General features: G+C 44.3%; 11 protein-coding genes. 2 read left to right on the top strand and 9 right to left on the bottom strand.

Translation table 11 applies throughout. From position 1 onward, the window contains the following. Nucleotides 1–147: 147 nt before the first annotated feature. On the bottom strand, nucleotides 148–2,745 hold the full coding sequence (locus GTQ48_RS08380) for a VolA/Pla-1 family phospholipase (protein WP_163106271.1): 2,598 nt from the start codon (nucleotides 2,743–2,745) through the stop codon (nucleotides 148–150). Between the two features lie 306 nt (nucleotides 2,746–3,051). Between GTQ48_RS08380 and GTQ48_RS08375 the strand changes: the two genes are divergently transcribed. After that, nucleotides 3,052–3,795, top strand: a complete 744-nt coding sequence (locus GTQ48_RS08375) for a YciK family oxidoreductase (protein ID WP_163106269.1) — start codon at nucleotides 3,052–3,054, stop codon at nucleotides 3,793–3,795. Between the two features lie 156 nt (nucleotides 3,796–3,951). Here GTQ48_RS08375 and glnS read toward each other — a convergent pair whose 3' ends face one another. Beyond that, complete coding sequence (gene glnS, locus GTQ48_RS08370; RefSeq protein WP_163106267.1) at nucleotides 3,952–5,619, bottom strand: glutamine--tRNA ligase; 1,668 nt, start codon at nucleotides 5,617–5,619, stop codon at nucleotides 3,952–3,954. A gap of 314 nt (nucleotides 5,620–5,933) precedes the next feature. Here glnS and GTQ48_RS08365 point away from each other — a divergent pair, with 314 nt between their 5' ends. Then, nucleotides 5,934–6,956 carry a LacI family DNA-binding transcriptional regulator gene (locus GTQ48_RS08365; RefSeq protein WP_032094268.1) on the top strand — a complete coding sequence of 341 codons (1,023 nt, stop codon included), beginning with the start codon at nucleotides 5,934–5,936 and terminating at the stop codon, nucleotides 6,954–6,956. A gap of 78 nt (nucleotides 6,957–7,034) precedes the next feature. On the opposite strand, the gene GTQ48_RS08360 is transcribed toward GTQ48_RS08365, so the two are convergent. The 7 genes from GTQ48_RS08360 to GTQ48_RS08330 all read right to left on the bottom strand — a co-directional run bounded on the left by GTQ48_RS08360 (nucleotide 7,035) and on the right by GTQ48_RS08330 (nucleotide 17,858). Continuing rightward, nucleotides 7,035–8,759: an alpha-amylase family glycosyl hydrolase gene (locus GTQ48_RS08360; RefSeq protein ID WP_163106266.1), complete on the bottom strand. Its 1,725-nt coding sequence runs from the start codon at nucleotides 8,757–8,759 to the stop codon at nucleotides 7,035–7,037. Beyond that, a complete protein-coding gene (locus GTQ48_RS08355; protein ID WP_163106265.1) occupies nucleotides 8,749–10,257 on the bottom strand; it encodes an MFS transporter in 1,509 nt (502 codons plus the stop codon). The genes GTQ48_RS08360 and GTQ48_RS08355 overlap by 11 nt, the downstream gene beginning before the upstream one ends. Before the next feature lie 26 nt (nucleotides 10,258–10,283). Continuing rightward, nucleotides 10,284–12,215, bottom strand: a complete 1,932-nt coding sequence (locus GTQ48_RS08350; RefSeq protein WP_420837600.1) for a glycoside hydrolase family 13 protein — start codon at nucleotides 12,213–12,215, stop codon at nucleotides 10,284–10,286. A gap of 396 nt (nucleotides 12,216–12,611) precedes the next feature. Continuing rightward, nucleotides 12,612–14,660, bottom strand: coding sequence for an alpha-amylase family glycosyl hydrolase (locus GTQ48_RS08345; protein WP_239060049.1), 2,049 nt, complete (start codon nucleotides 14,658–14,660; stop codon nucleotides 12,612–12,614). A 97-nt stretch (nucleotides 14,661–14,757) separates the two neighbouring features. After that, nucleotides 14,758–15,657 (bottom strand): PEP-CTERM/exosortase system-associated acyltransferase, encoded by a 900-nt coding sequence (locus GTQ48_RS08340; protein WP_163106264.1) that lies wholly within the window; start codon nucleotides 15,655–15,657, stop codon nucleotides 14,758–14,760. 90 nt (nucleotides 15,658–15,747) lie between these two features. Then, nucleotides 15,748–16,254 (bottom strand): RNA methyltransferase, encoded by a 507-nt coding sequence (locus tag GTQ48_RS08335; RefSeq protein ID WP_163106263.1) that lies wholly within the window; start codon nucleotides 16,252–16,254, stop codon nucleotides 15,748–15,750. A gap of 764 nt (nucleotides 16,255–17,018) precedes the next feature. Continuing rightward, nucleotides 17,019–17,858 carry a patatin-like phospholipase family protein gene (locus GTQ48_RS08330; protein WP_163106262.1) on the bottom strand — a complete coding sequence of 280 codons (840 nt, stop codon included), beginning with the start codon at nucleotides 17,856–17,858 and terminating at the stop codon, nucleotides 17,019–17,021. Between the last annotated feature and the right edge of the window lie 156 nt (nucleotides 17,859–18,014).

Raw genomic sequence — 18,014 nt, 5'->3', positions numbered from 1 at the left:
CCAACACCCCAAAGCGTTTTGCTTGATGCCACAACACATCCGACCAATTCACATTACATTAACAAAACGCAACATTCAAATAACAGTCACACTTAGAAACAAAAAAGCCGGCTTTCGCCGGCTTCTTAAATGGAACATTTGTAACGCTTAGTTTGCGACGACAGACTCATCACTGATTGGCAGAAGGCCTGCATCAGAAGAGACGTACGTTGCAACCTGACGCTGCATTTCTGCGGTCACTGCGGCATTTGAAGCCGGGCTCAAGCTAGATGCATGAGCACCACTGTTAAACAGTACCAGTCCGCTGATAGGGTCTGCTTGAGGCCCTACTGTCGTTGATACCTGCTCAAGTCCAATGATGTTAGCTAGTGGAAGCTGACCAGACAACGGCAACGCAGTAGAAACAGGGATAACTTGGTCAGGCAGGTTTTCTGCACTGCCATCGCCCACTACTGTCATCATGTGCACAGGGGTACTACTTCCTAGAGTTTGTGCATAGTTTGTTGGGTCACCTGAATCCATCACGGTTTGTGCAGCAAAGGCAAACTCAGCAAAAACAGCGTTAACCGCGGCTGCTTGTGCTTCAGTAAGGTTTGCTTCAAACACGGCGACCGCTTCAACTAGCTGAGCTTCGTTGACATCAGTTGTTTCAAACAACTGGTTCAATAGCGCAACGAAGTCATCTGATGCTTGAGAAAGCAGAAGTCCTTTAATCAGCGGTCCAAACGACGGTGATTCAATTAAGAATTGAGCTGCACCGCCTCCAGGAGACTCAAGAGACGCTTGTTTGATTGCAAACATGCCATCAAGTGCGGCTAAATCGCCGCCCATGGACGTATTTGCTAAGGCTGCAAAATTACCACCTGTAATTGCACCTAACGATACACCCATGATTGATACACGACTTGTATCAAACTTAACACCCTGTGTAGCTGTGGTATCGACTACCGCGTTAAGCCCAAGACGTATACCAAGTAAATCAGATACGCTTTGACGCAGGTTGTCTCTTGCAGTAGGCAAACTAGCAAGGTTCATGTAGTGCGTTGCACTTACCGAAGTTGCATTAAGGTCGTCCATTCCGTCGCCATCAAGATCGAATCCACGGCTACCGTGAATGGGCTGATCGATAGCAACCGAGGCTACACCTGCTAGTGCTAGTGTACCGGTAATGGCTAACATGTCTTCTTTTTGGCTGGTGATACCGTGAGCAAGGATAACTACAGGCCAACCTGCTTCAGGCATACTGATAGGGAAACCTATGGCACCTGCAATGGCTGGGTCTGGAATAGTTACCTGAACATCCAACGCTTCAGTGCCCATATTACCGCCAGTAGGCTGTGGATATGGGTTGAATTTAGTAATGTTACGAGCACTATCTAATTTTTCACCGTTAACGCGAAGATCGGCAAGACCTAGCGCAGAACACGTTTGCGCATTAGGACCTGGCGTCGCCGCTGCCAATGCTTCCTGTGGTGCGCCTGCTAGCACGATACCGCTGTCACAGGCTGCAGTCCAAAACTGGTTAACCGGTGCAAGTGGGTTTTCAGCAGATGGAACACCCAAGAAATATGGAAGGTTAATATTTCCTTCATAGCGCTGGGCTGCACAGAATGGACCAACTTCAGTGAGAATTGCAGTAGATACACCCACCGCGAACTCATTAAGTGCGCCCCACTGTGCAGAAAGCTGACCAGAAGCTGTGCCTGCTAAACCAGCACACGTTTCTAATGCACTAAAATCCGTTGCATCAATAAATGCTTGGGTTTGAGCCGGTAAGCCTTCTTTACCTGTATTCACTGCTCCTGCCACTACTTCGGTAGTAACGAGATTGAGTGCCTCCATTGCGGTAGGATCTTCATCGGCATCACCCACTACAATTGCAGGTAACGCTTGTCCTGCCGTAGGGTCGCCAGCACCTGCGCGGGCAGCAAATTCACTAATCATCACCTTCTTGATGGTATCAAGAGAGTTAGCAATAGACTGGGTAGTAAACGCAGATACGTAGGTAAGCTCTTCGCGTTCGTACCCGGCACTAATCAGTGGATTAACCAATGAGTTAACTAGACCCTGAAGCTGCAGCTGCGCATCAGTTGCTAGTGGGTTTGTGTTGATATCTAATCTGACTAAATCCCAGGTCGTAGAACCTTGCACCGACTTACCCGATGAATCTTTAAGGTCGGTCGTCATTACAAGCATGTAACCTTGCGCTGGTTTAAGCGGCTTTAAAGGTACGAATGAAACCGTGTTGTTATCAGCTAAGCTCAAAACATAATCTACGCCGAAAGTAAGCTGCTCACCTAACTTACAGCCTGCTGATGGTGTAGAGATTTGTGCACAATCTGGGTCGGATTGATCAAGGCCTAAGGTTGCCTCAAACAGCAAAATACCAGCAGAAAGTGATGATTCATCCAATGACGTATTCACCGGCGTTTCAACATTAATTACAAACGGATGTTGGGTCGACCAACCGTCTAGTACGTTTAATGCGTTTTGTGGGTCACCAAAATCAGTGGGATCGGCAACCGGTATGTTTAGTGTGTAATCGAAAAAGCCATCATCGCCTGGCAGCATTAATAGGTCGTTAGGAATGTTGAGGTTCCCTGCTGCTGGATCAAATACTATTCGCGAGAATGGGGTTTGTACTTCTGTTTCGGCCTGAATGTCGGAAAGGGTTTCATCGGAGCCACCACAGCCTGCTAGACCCAGTGCAAGGGCCACACTGGAACTTAATACGAGTTTTCTCATCTCTACTCCCTACAAGCATTGTTGTTATTCTGTGTCTAAAATTCGGTTTTATTAAAATAGCTTGGTCTATCCTGCTTTAACAGGCATAGAAGATCGTTTCAAACATGTTAGACCAGTTGTATCTTCCTCAATCTTATTGACTTTGTTGCAACTTTGCAAAGTTTTGTTAACTAGTTTGGTGAACTTTTTTTACGTTTAGCAGGTTTTTGACAGGATTGTTTTACTTAGCGGTCAGGTTGAGTATCATCACACCACTTGTAAAACGCCTTGCAAAGCCTCTTTGCACGATGTAACTGAAGGACAATCATGAACGACTATAATGCGCCCAGCAATTTATTAAACGATAAAGTAATTCTTATTACTGGCGCCGGTGATGGTATTGGTGCGCAAGCGGCTAAAACTTACGCAGCATTTGGTGCGACTTGTATATTGCTTGGCAGAACTGTCGCCAAGCTTGAAGCTGTGTACGACGACATAGTTGCCGCTAAGGGCGCAGAGCCTGCGATTGTGCCTTTAGATATAAAAGGTGCTACGCCTAGTCATTATCAACAAATGACTCAGACTATTATAGACCAGTTCGGTCGTTTAGATGGGGTGTTGCACAACGCCTCTATTCTTGGCCATTTAAGTGCATTTAAAGATATTGACGCTCAAGAATGGCAAGATGTCATGCAAATAAACCTAAACGGTATGGTGTATATGACGCAGGCATTACTCCCTGCTCTTTTGAAATCTGATAGCGCCTCAGTGATTTTCACCACCTCAAGTGTAGGTAGAAAGGGTCGCGCCTTTTGGGGAACCTATGCGGTGTCTAAGTTTGCTACCGAAGGGGTTATGCAAACTCTAGCAGACGAATACCAGAACAAGTCTATCCGCTTTAACTGCATCAACCCAGGCGCTACGCGAACAAACATGCGCGCCCAAGCATTTCCGGCAGAACCCCCTGAAACATTAAAAACGCCAGAAGACATTATGCCTACGTACTTGTACTTGATGGGTAATGATAGCGCGGATGTTAACGGTGAGTCTTTGGATTGCCAGCCAAAGTAACCTAAGCCGCCAAGTTTAATATGATCAGGCTTTGACATGGGCAGGTTTGGACACAAGAGGCTTTGACACAAGTAAGTAGTGATACCGAGCTGTATTTGCAGGGCAACAAAAAAGCCGCGTTAACGCGGCTTTTTGATCATTAGACGAAGCGCTATATTAGCCTTCCATTTTTGCCCAAGTATCTCGCAGACCTACCGTGCGATTAAATACAGGCTTTTCAGCAGTACTGTCGTTATCTAAACAGAAATAACCGGTACGCTCAAATTGCCATGCACCAACTTCAGGTACATTCTCTACCAAGCCAGCTTCAGCCCAACCTTGTTTTACGTCAAGAGATTCTGGATTGATAGCATCGGTAAAGTCTTCTTCGGCAGCAGGATTAGGTACATTGAACAAGCGGTCGTATAAACGGAACTCTGCAGCTTTGGCCGTTGCTGCATCTACCCAATGAATAACCCCTTTCACCTTGCGGCCATCAGCTGGATCTTTACCTAACGTATCCGGATCGTAGGTACAATATACGGTAGTTACATTGCCCTCTTCGTCTTTCTCTACGCGGTTTGCTTTCACTACATAGGCGTTGCGAAGGCGAACTTCTTTTTCAAGTACCAGTCGCTTGAACTTTTTATTTGCTGATTCACGGAAATCCTCTGCTTCAATCCAGACTTCACGACTAAACGTGATGTCTCGAGTACCCATTGCCTCATCATTCGGATGATTAGGAGCCGCCAAGGTTTCAGAAGCGCCTTCTTCGTAGTTCTCAATAACCACTTTTATAGGGTCAAGTACGGCCATTGCACGAGGTGCATTCACGTTTAAGTCATCGCGAATACAGGCTTCTAGCATGGACATTTCAACCATATTGTCCATTTTAGTCACGCCGATGCGCTTACAAAACTCAACAATAGAGCCTGGCGTATATCCGCGACGACGCAGGCCAGCTACCGTTGGCATGCGTGGGTCATCCCAGCCATGAACGTGTTTTTCATCAACCAACTGAATAAGACGGCGTTTACTTAGCACCGTGTATTCCAAGTTTAGTCGAGAGAATTCATACTGCTTAGGGCTGCAATCGATAGAGATATTCTCAATCACCCAGTCGTATAAACGGCGGTTGTCTTGAAATTCTAACGTACACAATGAATGCGTAATGCCCTCAATGGCATCTGATATACAGTGCGTAAAATCGTACATTGGATACACACACCATTTATCACCAGTTTGATGATGGTGGGCGTGCTTCACTCTGTAAATAACCGGGTCGCGCATGCACATAAACGGCGAAGTCATGTCGATTTTGGCGCGCAGGCTGCATTCGCCTTCGGCATAGTCACCGGCGGTCATCTTAGCGAATTCACGTTTATTGGTTTCTACATCGGTGTCGCGATAGGCGCTATTTTTACCCGGCTCTTTCAAGGTACCGCGCAATTCACGCATGACTTCCTGGCTAGAAAAATCGACATAAGCTAAGCCTTTATCAATCAATTCGTTTGCAAAGCCGTGTAGCTGGTCGAAGTAGTTAGAGGAATAACGCTCATCACCGCTCCATGTAAAACCGAGCCATTTAACGTCTTCCTTAATCGAATTAACAAAAGAAATATCTTCTTTTGCTGGATTCGTGTCGTCAAAACGCAGATTACAGGTTCCCGTGTAATCTTTTGCAATACCGAAGTTCAAGCAAATGGATTTGGCATGACCAATGTGAAGAAAGCCATTTGGCTCCGGCGGAAACCGCGTTTTTATTGAGTCATGCAAACCACTGGCAAGATCTTTATCAATGATTTGACGGATAAAATTGGTCGGACGATGCTCAGTCTCGGCCATTCGCATGTTCCCCTTATGCACAAGTAATTATATTAATAACGTGAGTATACCACTGACACAAATGCTTCAACCACGTTTTATTCATTTAACGCTGACAACTGGTTGAATAACCGACGACAGAGGCCGATATTGCTACCTTTCACATTAAACACCGCACTATAGATGATAGCGAAATAAAGGGCGCAAGCTGTTTTGTAAAAGGATGCGTCGATAATTCACTATCGGGCTTCATAGTTCAAAAACAAGACTTAAGGGAAAAATGTGTTAATCTGATTTTGATGGCAACGATGTCGTTGTAGCGAGAAATGATGTTTATGAAAGAAAAAGCGACCTCTTTTGATATTGCTCACTTGGCCGGTGTTTCACAATCAACCGTTTCAAGAGCACTAAACAATAGCCCTCTTGTTAATTTAGAAACAAGAGAGCGCGTGCAGCGAATCGCACAAGAACTCAATTATAAAGTCGATAAAAATGCGAGCAATTTGAGAAAGCAAAAAAGCAGTACGATTGCCCTTTTACTTTTTGAGGACCCCACCTCAGACGACTCAATGATAAACCCTTTTTTCCTTGCCATGCTAGGCAGCATCACACGTGCCTGTGCAAAAGCGAATTACGATCTTTTAGTCTCTTTTCAAAATTTAGAAGACGATTGGCATGCGGAATATGAAGACTCAAATAAAGCAGACGGCATTATCTTATTAGGGTATGGCAACTACACCGACTATCAAACCAAAGTGGCGCAGCTTGAGTCGCAGGGCACGCATTTTGTTCGTTGGGGCGCCCCTGATAAGGACCACCCTGGAGTCAGTATTGGCTGCGATAATTATCAAGGCGGACAAAGTATTACCGAGCACTTAATCGCGTTAGGTAAAAAAACCTTTGCCTTTATTGGCGACAATGGCGTTCATGCGCCTGAATTTATGGCGCGATATCGCGGTTATACCGACACATTAGAAAAACATAACCTTACCGCTAAAAGTGTTCAGCGAAACGCCATTTCCACAGAAGATGATGGCTCAGACGCTGTTCGCTCATTAATAGAATGTAACGAGCTGCCTGAAGCAATTGTATGCGCCTCAGATTTAATCGCAATGGGCGCACTGCGTGCCTTACGACGGGCCAACATCAATGTGCCACAGGATGTGGCAGTGGTTGGCTATGACAATATTGCGGTTTCTGCGTACACCACCCCTGCATTATCTACTGTGCAACAAAATACCAATCTTGCGGGAGAGTTATTGGTCGACACCTTATTAAGGGCCATTAACAACGAGAAAGTAGAAGACTATCTAATGCCTGCTGATATCATCATACGCCAGTCCTGCGGTAGCGAGTAAAGCGTTAAAAACCAAAAAGGGTGCGTGATGAACGCACCCTTTTTTGACTTGGTTAAGCTAGGTTTGCAGCCTCGCGCTTTACTGCCTTTTCATTTGGTCAGCCAGGGTAGCCATTAGTTCATCGTTCGTAATAGCGCCATCACGCACCCATACTTGAACACCGTTAGCCGCCACAGTACTTAAGAGCGAACCGCCCTCTCGTATCTGCTGGCTTTCACCGCCTAACTGCTCCTGCCACTGCCCCTCTTGCATAAACTGCGACACATTAAACGAGGCAGGTTTATTGGACTTATTCAACAACACTAGCGCGGTTTGCTGATTTTCTTTATCTTGTAACACGCGATAGAACACCGCTTTGTGCTCTTTTAATTCAACATTTAACTGAAGCCCACGCTGCAAGGCCGGCGTTGCTTTTCGCACGTTAGCAATATCGCTAAGCGCTTGCTGAATTGGGTTGGCTTTTGCGCTGTCGATACGCTCTTGCCCTAGATAATTGCGATTACCAGCATGCTCTGCAGTGCCGCGCATAAAGCCAATTTCAGACCCCATATATACAACCGGAATTCCTCTTACCGTAAATAACCAGTTATGAGCATTGATAAACCCATCATCTGTGGCATTCATGCGGGCCATGTCATGATTATCGTAAAACGTCGTTAAATCATACACGTTTTCATAAGGCCCATGGGTAAGGTGTAACACCTCTTTCATATCCGCAAAATCACTGTCCAGTGGTTTTTCAAACACTGACAACATGGCTTTTTGCATAGGGAAGTCGAGCACACTGATGTTGCCGTTTTTATCTAGTGTGTGCTGCGCAATATTATTCGCCTCGTAATCGAAGCTTTCTCCGAACATAAAAAAGTCAGGGTTTTCTTCACGCACACGGTCGGACATTTCTCGCCAAAACGCATGAGGCACATGGCGAATAGTGTCTATTCGAAACGCATCAGCCCCCTGAGAAATCCAATAAAGGTAACTGTTGATCAAGTAATCTCTTAGGGCTGGGTTTTCGTCATCTAAGTTAGAAAGCTTCACTAAGTCTGGATAGTTGTGAAAAAAGGCATGCAGAGGATTGTTTTTTGGATCTAAATCCTCAGGCGCTAAATTTTGATGGTCTGCCACCAAAAGCCCGTTTTTATCGTATAGCTCACCGTATCCTGGTAAATCATTAGTCATGGTGAAACTGGGTGAACCATGATTAGCCACAATATCAAACACTGACTTTAAACCCTGCTCGCGCATTTGTGCGGTATATTGCTTAACGGTCAGGTCTTCACTCACCAAATGCTCGTCGGGTTGATAAAAATTCGACGCCCAATACCCGTGATAACCAGTTTTACCACCGTCTTTAAATGCGCCGCCATAGGTGATTTGTTCGTCGCCATTAAACGCATAATCAGGGTTGTCATGAACCGGTGTCATCCACACTGCGGTAAAGCCCATCTCTGTAATGTAGTCGGCGTTTTGTAAAATACCTTTTAAGTCGCCGCCCATATACCCTACGTAGGCTTTTTTGCCTTCAGGCCCCTCTAGTGGCAGCCTCCAAGTAGGATAGTCTCCACCTTGGTCCTCAAAATTATTCGACTTGTCACCATCAACGAATCTATCGGTCACTACAAAGTAAATAGCTTCCCTCGCAAAGGGTGTGGTTGTGCCTACTATTGTTTGATTATTCAGCGACTCAACATTAGCTCCCTGGTGATTAACATCTGCCTTGCTTGTGGCGTTATTCGAGTTTGTGCAGGAGGCTGTTAATAATGTCGCTATGGCCATCGCGATTGCTGTGCGTTTAGACACCATCTTGAATAACTCCTTTTTCTTCAACAATTTCACTGGTATCAGCTTCTTTTACAAAAAATACTGCTATAGCACCAATCACCATGGACACACCCGCAACGACAATGATGTATTTAGCGTCGTTATCGAAAACGCTACTTAAGATCCAACCTGCTGTTAGGCCTGATACAATTTGTGGCGCCGCAACGGTAAAGTTAAATATGCCCATGTACACGCCAGTTTTATCAGCAGGAAGTGCACCAGCCAACATAGCGTAAGGCATTGCAAGAATAGCGGCCCACGCAATACCCACGCCTATCATGGGTATGAGTAATTTAACGGCACCAAGAGGTACGGTAACTTCTGTGATGAGAAGGTTGACGTTTACCATGGTTAAATCTTGGAAGAATAAAAAGCTCACGTAACTCAGGCCGCCCAGTGCCAACGCGCCAGCATAAATGGTTTTGCGACCAAATTTGTCCGCTAGCTTTGCAAGAAAGATAGAGAAAATAGCGGCAAACACAGAATAAGCGGCAAATAGAATGCCCACCCAGTCGCCGGCGGCACCTTTGGCCATAATGATAGCCTCTGGAACCATAGGAGCAGCTGCGATAAATGCAGGGTCAAACCATTGCTTATCTACGTTCCATATATGTTGGGTAATAGCGGGCGTGGTGTATACCCACATGATAAAGAGTGCAAACCATGAGAAAAATTGCACAACCGCTAACTGTTTCATGGTTTTAGGCATAGTTGCCACTAACGCAAAGAACTCTTTTAAACGCTGTGCTAGTGGAGCCTTCTTTTCTTTTTTCTCTGAGTTAAGGGAAGCGCCCTGTTCAGGACTCAACCCTTTATATCGACTGTATTCTTCAGGCGAATATTCTTTCGTTCTAAACACGGTCCAAATAACGGTACCCAACAACACTGAAGCACCGATATAGAATGCCCACATTACTGAAGGTGCAACCTCCCCCATTTGCGCCGTGTTCTCTAAACCCACAACGTTGGTGAGCACAAAGGGAAGGATAGAGCCAATAACAGCACCGATATTAATAAGAAGAGACTGAATAGAATAGCCCACATTGCGCTGCGATGGCGGAACCATGTCTGAAACTAATGAGCGAAACGGCTGAAAGCACACATTAAACGAGGCATCCATGAGCGCAACCATGAGCGCCCCCATTACCATTGGCGCTAAAAACGCCACAAAAATAGGCGCATTAGGTAGCAATATCATACCCACAACGGCAGCCACGGCACCGGCTAAAATAAACGGTCTTCTGCGGCCCAGTCTATTCCACGTTCTGTCCGACGCAGAACCTACAATCGGTTGCACGATTAAGCCCATAATTGGGGCGACAAGCCAAAACAATGACAAAGAGTGAAGATCGGCGCCCAGATCTGAAAGAATACGGCTCACATTTGCGTTTTGCAGGGCAAAACCAAATTGAACGCCAAGGAAGCCAAAACTGACATTCCAAATTTGCCAAAATGAGAGGCGGGGTTGAGTTGCTTGCATAATTAGCTCTATTTATTGTTTTTAAATTAATTTACAACGAATACCGTTGCAGACATTGGTGGCAACGTTAACGTGTCGTCAACGCCAAATACGGTTTTATCGCTTAGGCGAGTGGCTTGCGTGTATTTTGATAGCATGGTCGAATAACGAGCAAGAGATACCTTCGCCTCTTGTTTATTCATTATTACCATTATCATGCTACCGTCATCCTCTTCAGCGCGGCGGAAATACGTATAAACGCCATCATGAGGGGCGTAATGCTTCATTTCTCCCATAAACACGTTGGGATAATTTTGTCGCAAAGCTAATAATGTTTTCACCCGTTGCTGCGCCCAACGTTCATCTTGTGACAATCCTTCGCCTGTAAATGCATTTACTGCTGAATCGCTATTCTGTTTGAAGCCGCCTGGAAAATCGGACCTGATAATTCCGTGATCTGAACTGTCAGGGTTGGCCATGAGAATTTCTGTTCCATAGAATACTTGAGGAATACCACGGGTGGTTAGGAAAAACGTCATAGCCATATTCCATTTGTCTATATCGTGACCAAGCTGAGTAAAAATACGGCTCATGTCATGATTATCAGGAAATATCACTAGGTTGTTAGGATCACCATATAGGAAGTCGGTCGCCAGCGTTTCATAAATATTCCCTAGCCCTGTGTTCCATGACTCTTCTTGTGTAAGTGCAGATGTCAGCGCGGCCTGTAGTGGAAAATCCATTACAGATGGCAATGCACTAACGTACTCATCATGACGATGGCTTCCCGCCTGCCAGTAAGCGGTAATGGCTGGGTTAATCGTCCACTCTTCTCCCACAATGTTAAGGCTTGGATATTCTGACATAAGACGGGCTGTCCACTTTGACAAAAACCCTTTATCGGAATAGGAATAGGTATCTACACGAATGCCGCTTAAACCGGCAAACTCCACCCACCAAATAGCGTTTTGAATTAAGTAATTCGCTAAATGAGGATTTTTTTGATTGAGATCTGGCATGGTAGGAACGAACCAACCATCGCTAAAGCCTTCAATATCGCTTTCTATAACATGAGGGTCGTGAAGTGATTCTCGCTTGTGCGTGGTGGCAACGAAATTCCCCTCGTTATTTATCCAATCATCTGAAGGTGTATCCTCCATCCACAGGTGACCACTGCCTATGTGATTAAGCACCATATCCATGATAATGCCAACGCCCTGCTCGTTTGCTTTTTCACTGAGCGTGACATAATCGGCATTGGTACCGAAGCGAGGGTCTATTTGATAAAAGTCAGTTGTGGAATACCCGTGGTAACTGTATTTGGCCATTGCATTTTCAAGCATTGGCATTGTCCAAATTTGCGTAAAGCCCATGTCTGCGATGTAACCAAGGTTATCTATAATGCCCTTGATATCACCGCCATGTCGGCCACCCTTGTTCGACCTATCAACAATATCTCGGTAACCAGCGACATCATCGTTACTGGAGTCGCCATTAGCAAACCTATCTGGCGTAATGAGATAAATTGCATCTTTAGCAGAGAACCCTTCACGACTTTTACTCTCACTGTCTCGAGGCTGCAGTTCATAAGAAAACTCATAAGAAAGTAAGTTGGAGGACGAGTTAGCAGACGAATGAGAGACTTTTGCCGAGCCAGCTTCGTTGTTTGCGTTAATATTACTCGTATTTTCTGCGTCATCAGTTAACGTAAATATCAGCTCGCCGCTTGCTGCATTTGAAATGTCCAAGGTAACAAATAGATAGTTGGGGCTATCTAATGCCGTTACTGCATTAATAACGACCCCCTCTCTATTTACCGAAACTTTTTTATTAGCAATATTGTCACCATGAAGCATCAATTCAACCAATGGCGATTCCATACCTACCCACCAATTTGGTGGATAAACATCAATACTGCCTTTGGCGGCATACACAGGAAGCGTGCTTGCTGAAACTGTGAACAATGCTGCAGTGGCTATTTGTAAAGAACTTGGTTGTAAAAAGCGTGTTCGCAAAAGGCCAGCTCGCGAAGCGCCTATTCTAAAAAGACTTGTTCCCACAGTCTTTCGTGGTAAAGCAAACCTGAGAAGAGACGACCGGAGAAAATTTAAAACTGGAGACGTCACTAAGACCACCTCATGTTAAAAAGACGTTAAGTAAAAAGCGAAAGAAGATAGTACCTGTGTAACACTAAGATACCAATTCACTGCATACGTATTCACTACCTGGGAACTAGGACCTGTAAACAAAAAAGCCACTTGGCTTGCTTAATACAAACAAAGTGGCTTTTACCGGATGCTTTTATTTGAGGCTGCTTATCAAGCGCTTGCCTGGGCTATTAATAAAAGTCACGAAAAAGACAGTGCTATTAACTCTTATAGTTCAAAAACCAGTGTCTCTAGGCCCTCAAGCGAAACTGATGTCATCACAGTGCCGTCTTTAGCGTCTAATGCGAGTTGCTTTTCGCCGACCAGAGGCTTAAGCAACGACGGTATTTCTGACTCTGTAAACAAAGACGTGGGGAAAATAAGCTGCATGTCTTTTACAGGCTGTTCTGAGAAATTAGTAACAACAATAAACCCATCATCTTGTGAGCGCCTTGCAAACGCAAACTGCTGCTCACTGTAATTATTACTTGGCAGGCGTTGAGAGGTGCGTTTATTTGAGTTACGGCTATTTGAGTTTTGGATTTGTGAAGGCGAATTATCATTCTGCGCATTACTCAAATTGATATCGTGCAGACTGATAAAATCGCCGTTCACTGCGCCATGGTTGGCAGCAATAGCCATTATGGACTCATAGAAATTCCGTAAAGACTTTTCTTGCTCTGTGGATGCACCGCCATCAAACTTTCCATTGTTCATAAAACGCTGATGGGCAGGCACGCCGGCATAATCAAAAATAGAGGTCCGAGTAGGGTCGCCAAATCCCATGTCTTCACTTCCGTCCTCCCCAACGTCTTGGCCAAAGTAAAGTAGCGTTGGAGAGCTGCTAATCAGCGCGCTAACGGCAAGTGCTGGTTTGCCCTTCTCTGCACTGCCTGCAAAATCCTCACTAGCAATGCGTTGTTCGTCGTGGTTTTCTAAAAAGTGAAGCATATGGGGTGCAATATCAGAAATTTGATTGTGAACAGATACCAGATCACTGACTTTCCCTGAGCCCTGCATAATGGTCTTAAGCGTATCGTAAAATCCAACTTTATCGTACAGATAGTCCATCTTGCCTAGGTGTATATAATCTCGGTATTTAGACGGTTGATATACCTCTGCCAATAAAAACGCGTCAGGCGAGCGTTGTTTAATACTGCTGTTTAAAAATGACCAAAATTCGACAGGTACCATTTCTGCCATGTCGTAACGAAAACCGTCGACACCTTTATCTAACCAATAATGGGCAATGCTCTGAAACTTATACCAGGAATCAGGTAGGGATTTGTCTTTCCAAAAATCTACATGTTCGCTATATGACTTCTCTGCGTATTGTGCAGGTAACGTGGGGAAGTCATAGGTGCCATCAGGCTTCACACCGTAGTTTATTTTAACGGTTTCATACCAGTCGTTAATGTCGGGCTTAGCAGCTCTTGCTCCATTTCCGGTCCATTTTGCTGGGTACTCTTTAAATTCACCATCAGCTAAGGGATGTTCGTCTCCGCCAAGGGTCTCATAGCCTTGTGCGGTAGGCACTTCAAATGCTTTATCTACAACGTAGTAAAAATTATTGTCTCTTGCATACACCACTGAAGTATCGTCGTTGTGACCAAAGTTGGTTTGTCCCTCGGGCAATGATAACGATTGATAGCTGCGAGCAACATGGTTTGGAACGATATCGATAATCACCTTCATGCCATTTTCATGTGTACGCTTTATGAGGGCTTCAAACTCTTCCAATCTGTTTGCTGGGTTTAGCGCGAGGTCAGGATTTACGTTGTAGTAATCTTTCACTGCGTAGGGGGAGCCTGCACGGCCTTTTACTACATCGGGGTCGTCGTGTGATATTCCATATTCGCTGTAGTCGTTGATAACTGCGTGATGTGGCACACCTGTATACCACACATGGCTGGTACCTAGCGCTTTAATGCTAGAAAGTGCAGCATCATTAATATCGGCGAACTTACCTACGCCATTGTCTTCAATGCTACCCCATGGAATATTTGCTGTATTCGTATTTCCATAAAGGCGAGTAAAAAGCTGGTATACCACCGGCTTGCCCTGCACTAATGATAGGTGTTCAGTGGAGAGCGCTTTAGTAGACGGCGCTTTACTAGGAGAGGACTGGCCATTCTCAGTAGGGTTTGAACCCTGAGATTGTTGATTACTCATTGTATCGTTGTCTGAACAGGCTAGAAGACTTGAGACCACGATAGCAACCGCGATAGGTTTTCGAAACGAAGAAATAGTAAAAGAAGACATATTTTTAACTGGCATCGTATTGATTACTTCAATTTTTCTGAATGCCAACAGGATACGCGTTAACGTATTGTTAAAAAACATGCATACGTATTCAACCCCAAAAAACCTATTACTATGCTGCTACTGAAACCCTTTCCTCACGCTTTATAACAAACGGAACGTTAGCGGTAGAGGTGAAAGCATCAACACTCATTTTATTCAAACTAGGCTGAATGCTCTGATGCACCTCTTGTTGAAAACGCTTTAAAGTGTTTGAGAGTTCGCTCACTAAAGTAGTTGGTGAAAGGCGGTAAGGCACTCGCTGCCCTTTAAAGCTGATAGCTTCGCCAACTTCATTAAAGTGAATGCCAAACGCCTTCATTCGTCTAGCCAACTTTGGCTCCATTAGCACATAGGCGTGAGACATATTTAAATGCAAACAGACACTGGTGGCCATTAAATAGAGCGCAATCGATAAATAAGGTAATTGTTCAATATTGAACTTTAGGTTTTTGTTTTGCTTTACTTTCGCCAGTTTTTCACTTGGTAACACTTTTGTTTTAAACTGCCTAACTCGAAACTCTCTGGGCACAGCGAGACGAGAAATTTCACATACGCCGTCAGACACTAAATTAGAAGGCAAAAGTGACGAACAAGAAAATGCATCGGAAAACTTGTCTTCCAGAGGTAGAGCGCCACTGCCATGCTGGGGTAATACTAGGCGTATTGTACCTGCGCACTCTCCGGTAGGAAGGTGCTTAATGTAGCAGTTCACTGCCCTATCGTCGTACTTGTCTACCTCAAGAGACGACGCTCTTGTCTGTTCAAACTTCATTTCTTCACAATAGACTTTATGACGTGTTTTAAAACTAACGTCTTTGTCTTTTTCATCGTTGGCAACAACCAGTTGATAACGGCTAAAAAAGAAACGAACAATTTCTTCGTCGATGGCGGGTTGTTTAGCAAACATACTTGGTAGCAATGCTGGTAAATTGTTAAATTTCTGAGAAACCACATGGTTAAACTTACTCATCGCTTTTCTTGTTCTTATAATCAACGCAAAACTCCCAAATTTTTATCATTTTGGTAAGCGTCCTAGCTCACATGAAACACGCACAACCGATTAGATTTTCGTTGTGTTATTTGTGTCTCTACTGCTCCGTATTAGCGCATCCCCGCTAACAAAATCAGACTTTGATAATCTATCGTACAACAGCACATTCGCTGTGGCGGCCAAGTTCATACATGAATATGTTGGTATGTACACAACATAATCACACCAGGTAAGAACGTCACTTGGCACACTTCCGTCCTCAGGACCGAGTATATAAAACGCATTTTCTGGGTGTTCGAAGTGCGGTAATGGCACAGCACCTTCTACTAACTCAACACACACTACTTTTGCACCTTTAGGCACAACATCTTTTAAATTATCGACACCAATAGTTGGAATAATTTTGTGAAACGCTTTTGTATCTGCGTTAAATTCCTTCGCCAATCTGTATCGCTGGCCGGTATAAAAAACCGACGCTACACCATAGCAGCCGGCAGCCCGTAAAATAGAGGCAACATTCACCGGATTTTTTGGATTTATTAAGCCAATTGAGGCCTTTTGTTTTGCCAGTTCCATACTTCAGCTCAATTCACTGTTTTTATTGTTAGCGGATACTGCCACTTATTCTTACCACCTACCACACGCAGCAACGTAAATTAGGCTAAGGTATAAGTTTTAAGCCCTTTTACTCGTCACTTAGAGGTCAATTAAATGTATAAATACCGAGAACGCATCAATAAATTGAACCTTAATTGTGTGACCTGCTTTATTATTTTGTTTAGTTAAAGCAATTTATGAACCAGAAGTGCGTAAAAATTACAGTGCGCAATGCGAATATCTTACAAGAGTATGTAAAGAGTACAAGGAAAGTATGGTTAAACCATTTACACTTAAGAAATTGAGTCAGAGCGAGGCGATAAAATCAATGTATTCAATACTTTAAACAAAACCTGCTGGTCAAATGGCCTTTAAAATTAAAAGTAATATTTGTTCTTTTACCTTTTTTAATTGGATTTCTGAGCGGGATAAAAGGAAGGCGTTTTTGGAACAAGTGCATTTCGCTCATTTAGATGTATGCAATCGGGTACAGTGTAAGGCGCTGATTTTGCGTTCTTATACATCGTCACACTCTTAGAGTGAGTGAATTTTGAGCTGCAACAGCGTTATGTATCAAAAAAGATACGCTGTTACAGCTTGCATTGAATATGTTTACTCATATTAACGCGAAACCCCATTAATTAAATGAGGCTTATTAGCCTTGTAAGCTAAGGCAGCGCGTTAAGATAAAACGTGCTGCATAGTCTAAGCACGTGAAATAAGACGTAACCGGACTTACTGTTTCAGGCCACATCCATCATTTGACCAGATAAGAAACGTCTTCCCATCCTTCTGCCTTGCGCATAGCCTCTTAAAAGCTTCTTTTTGTCCATAGTTAAACGCTTTACGCTAAAGGAGGCGTCAGGAGCAATAATGTGTATTTTGCAGTCTGCTGGAGGGTTAGTGAGAAAGTGTAAGGTTTCGTTATAGGTTTTTGACCGATTAATCAGCGTACGGAGCAATTCCGGTTGCTCGCGATACATTTTCTCTAACAACCAAGGAGATTTCAGCTCAGGCTTTGTAAACCCCGGTGGCTGAGACAAAATAACGGTAATGTCTCTCGCCCCCATCGCATAAGCCTGCCTTGCAGGTATGGCATCGGCAACGCCACCGTCCACATAGCGCCGACCATCGATAACCGGTTGCTCCCTAAAAGCCGTCGGTAAAGCGCAAGAGGCAACCATAAGATCATCAACGTTATCTTCGTTCGCTTGAAAATATTCACATAATCCAGAATTAACATTGGTAACACCCACAAATAAATCGATATCAGTACCAATATGCGGTGCTCGTATGCCAAGAGACTGTTTTGAGTGATGCCACAACCAATGAACATCGGTCATATGACCACCTTGAACAAAGCGAAGTGGACTAAAAAACTCTCGCTTGGTCGCATACTGTAAAATAATTTTTTTGCTTAATCCCTGCATATGAGTGACATAGGTAGACAGGTTAGTCGCCCCCGCGGAAACACCAATTGCAAAGTCAAAGGCAAAATAGTGCTCATCCATAAGCTTGTCTAACACACCTGCGGCAAATACACCTCGCATGGCGCCACCTTCAACCACTAATGCTCGTTTCATACATTTAACCTTCCCTGTTATTGCATTTCTGTGTAAATGTCATTAATAGAGCTGGTGATACAAAATTCGCGCCATTAGGGCGTATTAAACCAACTTGGATAATTCACAAAAAAATAACAGGTTTATAAAAGGCGCATAGATAGAGAGCGAACTAAA

Origin of the sequence: Alteromonas genovensis (genome assembly GCF_010500895.1) — a bacterium.
Lineage (GTDB): Bacteria > Pseudomonadota > Gammaproteobacteria > Enterobacterales > Alteromonadaceae > Alteromonas > Alteromonas genovensis.
Note: the sequence above shows the minus strand (reverse complement) of the source record. Positions and strands in the feature narration are given on the sequence as shown.

Coding starts and splice junctions, on each gene's coding strand:
- GTQ48_RS08380 (WP_163106271.1), bottom strand. CDS start 2,745: ATGAGAAAACTCGTATTAAGTTCCAGTGTGGCCCTTGCACTGGGTCTA.
- GTQ48_RS08375 (WP_163106269.1), top strand. CDS start 3,052: ATGAACGACTATAATGCGCCCAGCAATTTATTAAACGATAAAGTAATT.
- glnS (WP_163106267.1), bottom strand. CDS start 5,619: ATGGCCGAGACTGAGCATCGTCCGACCAATTTTATCCGTCAAATCATT.
- GTQ48_RS08365 (WP_032094268.1), top strand. CDS start 5,934: ATGAAAGAAAAAGCGACCTCTTTTGATATTGCTCACTTGGCCGGTGTT.
- GTQ48_RS08360 (WP_163106266.1), bottom strand. CDS start 8,759: ATGGTGTCTAAACGCACAGCAATCGCGATGGCCATAGCGACATTATTA.
- GTQ48_RS08355 (WP_163106265.1), bottom strand. CDS start 10,257: ATGCAAGCAACTCAACCCCGCCTCTCATTTTGGCAAATTTGGAATGTC.
- GTQ48_RS08345 (WP_239060049.1), bottom strand. CDS start 14,660: ATGCCAGTTAAAAATATGTCTTCTTTTACTATTTCTTCGTTTCGAAAA.
- GTQ48_RS08340 (WP_163106264.1), bottom strand. CDS start 15,657: ATGAGTAAGTTTAACCATGTGGTTTCTCAGAAATTTAACAATTTACCA.
- GTQ48_RS08335 (WP_163106263.1), bottom strand. CDS start 16,254: ATGGAACTGGCAAAACAAAAGGCCTCAATTGGCTTAATAAATCCAAAA.
- GTQ48_RS08330 (WP_163106262.1), bottom strand. CDS start 17,858: ATGAAACGAGCATTAGTGGTTGAAGGTGGCGCCATGCGAGGTGTATTT.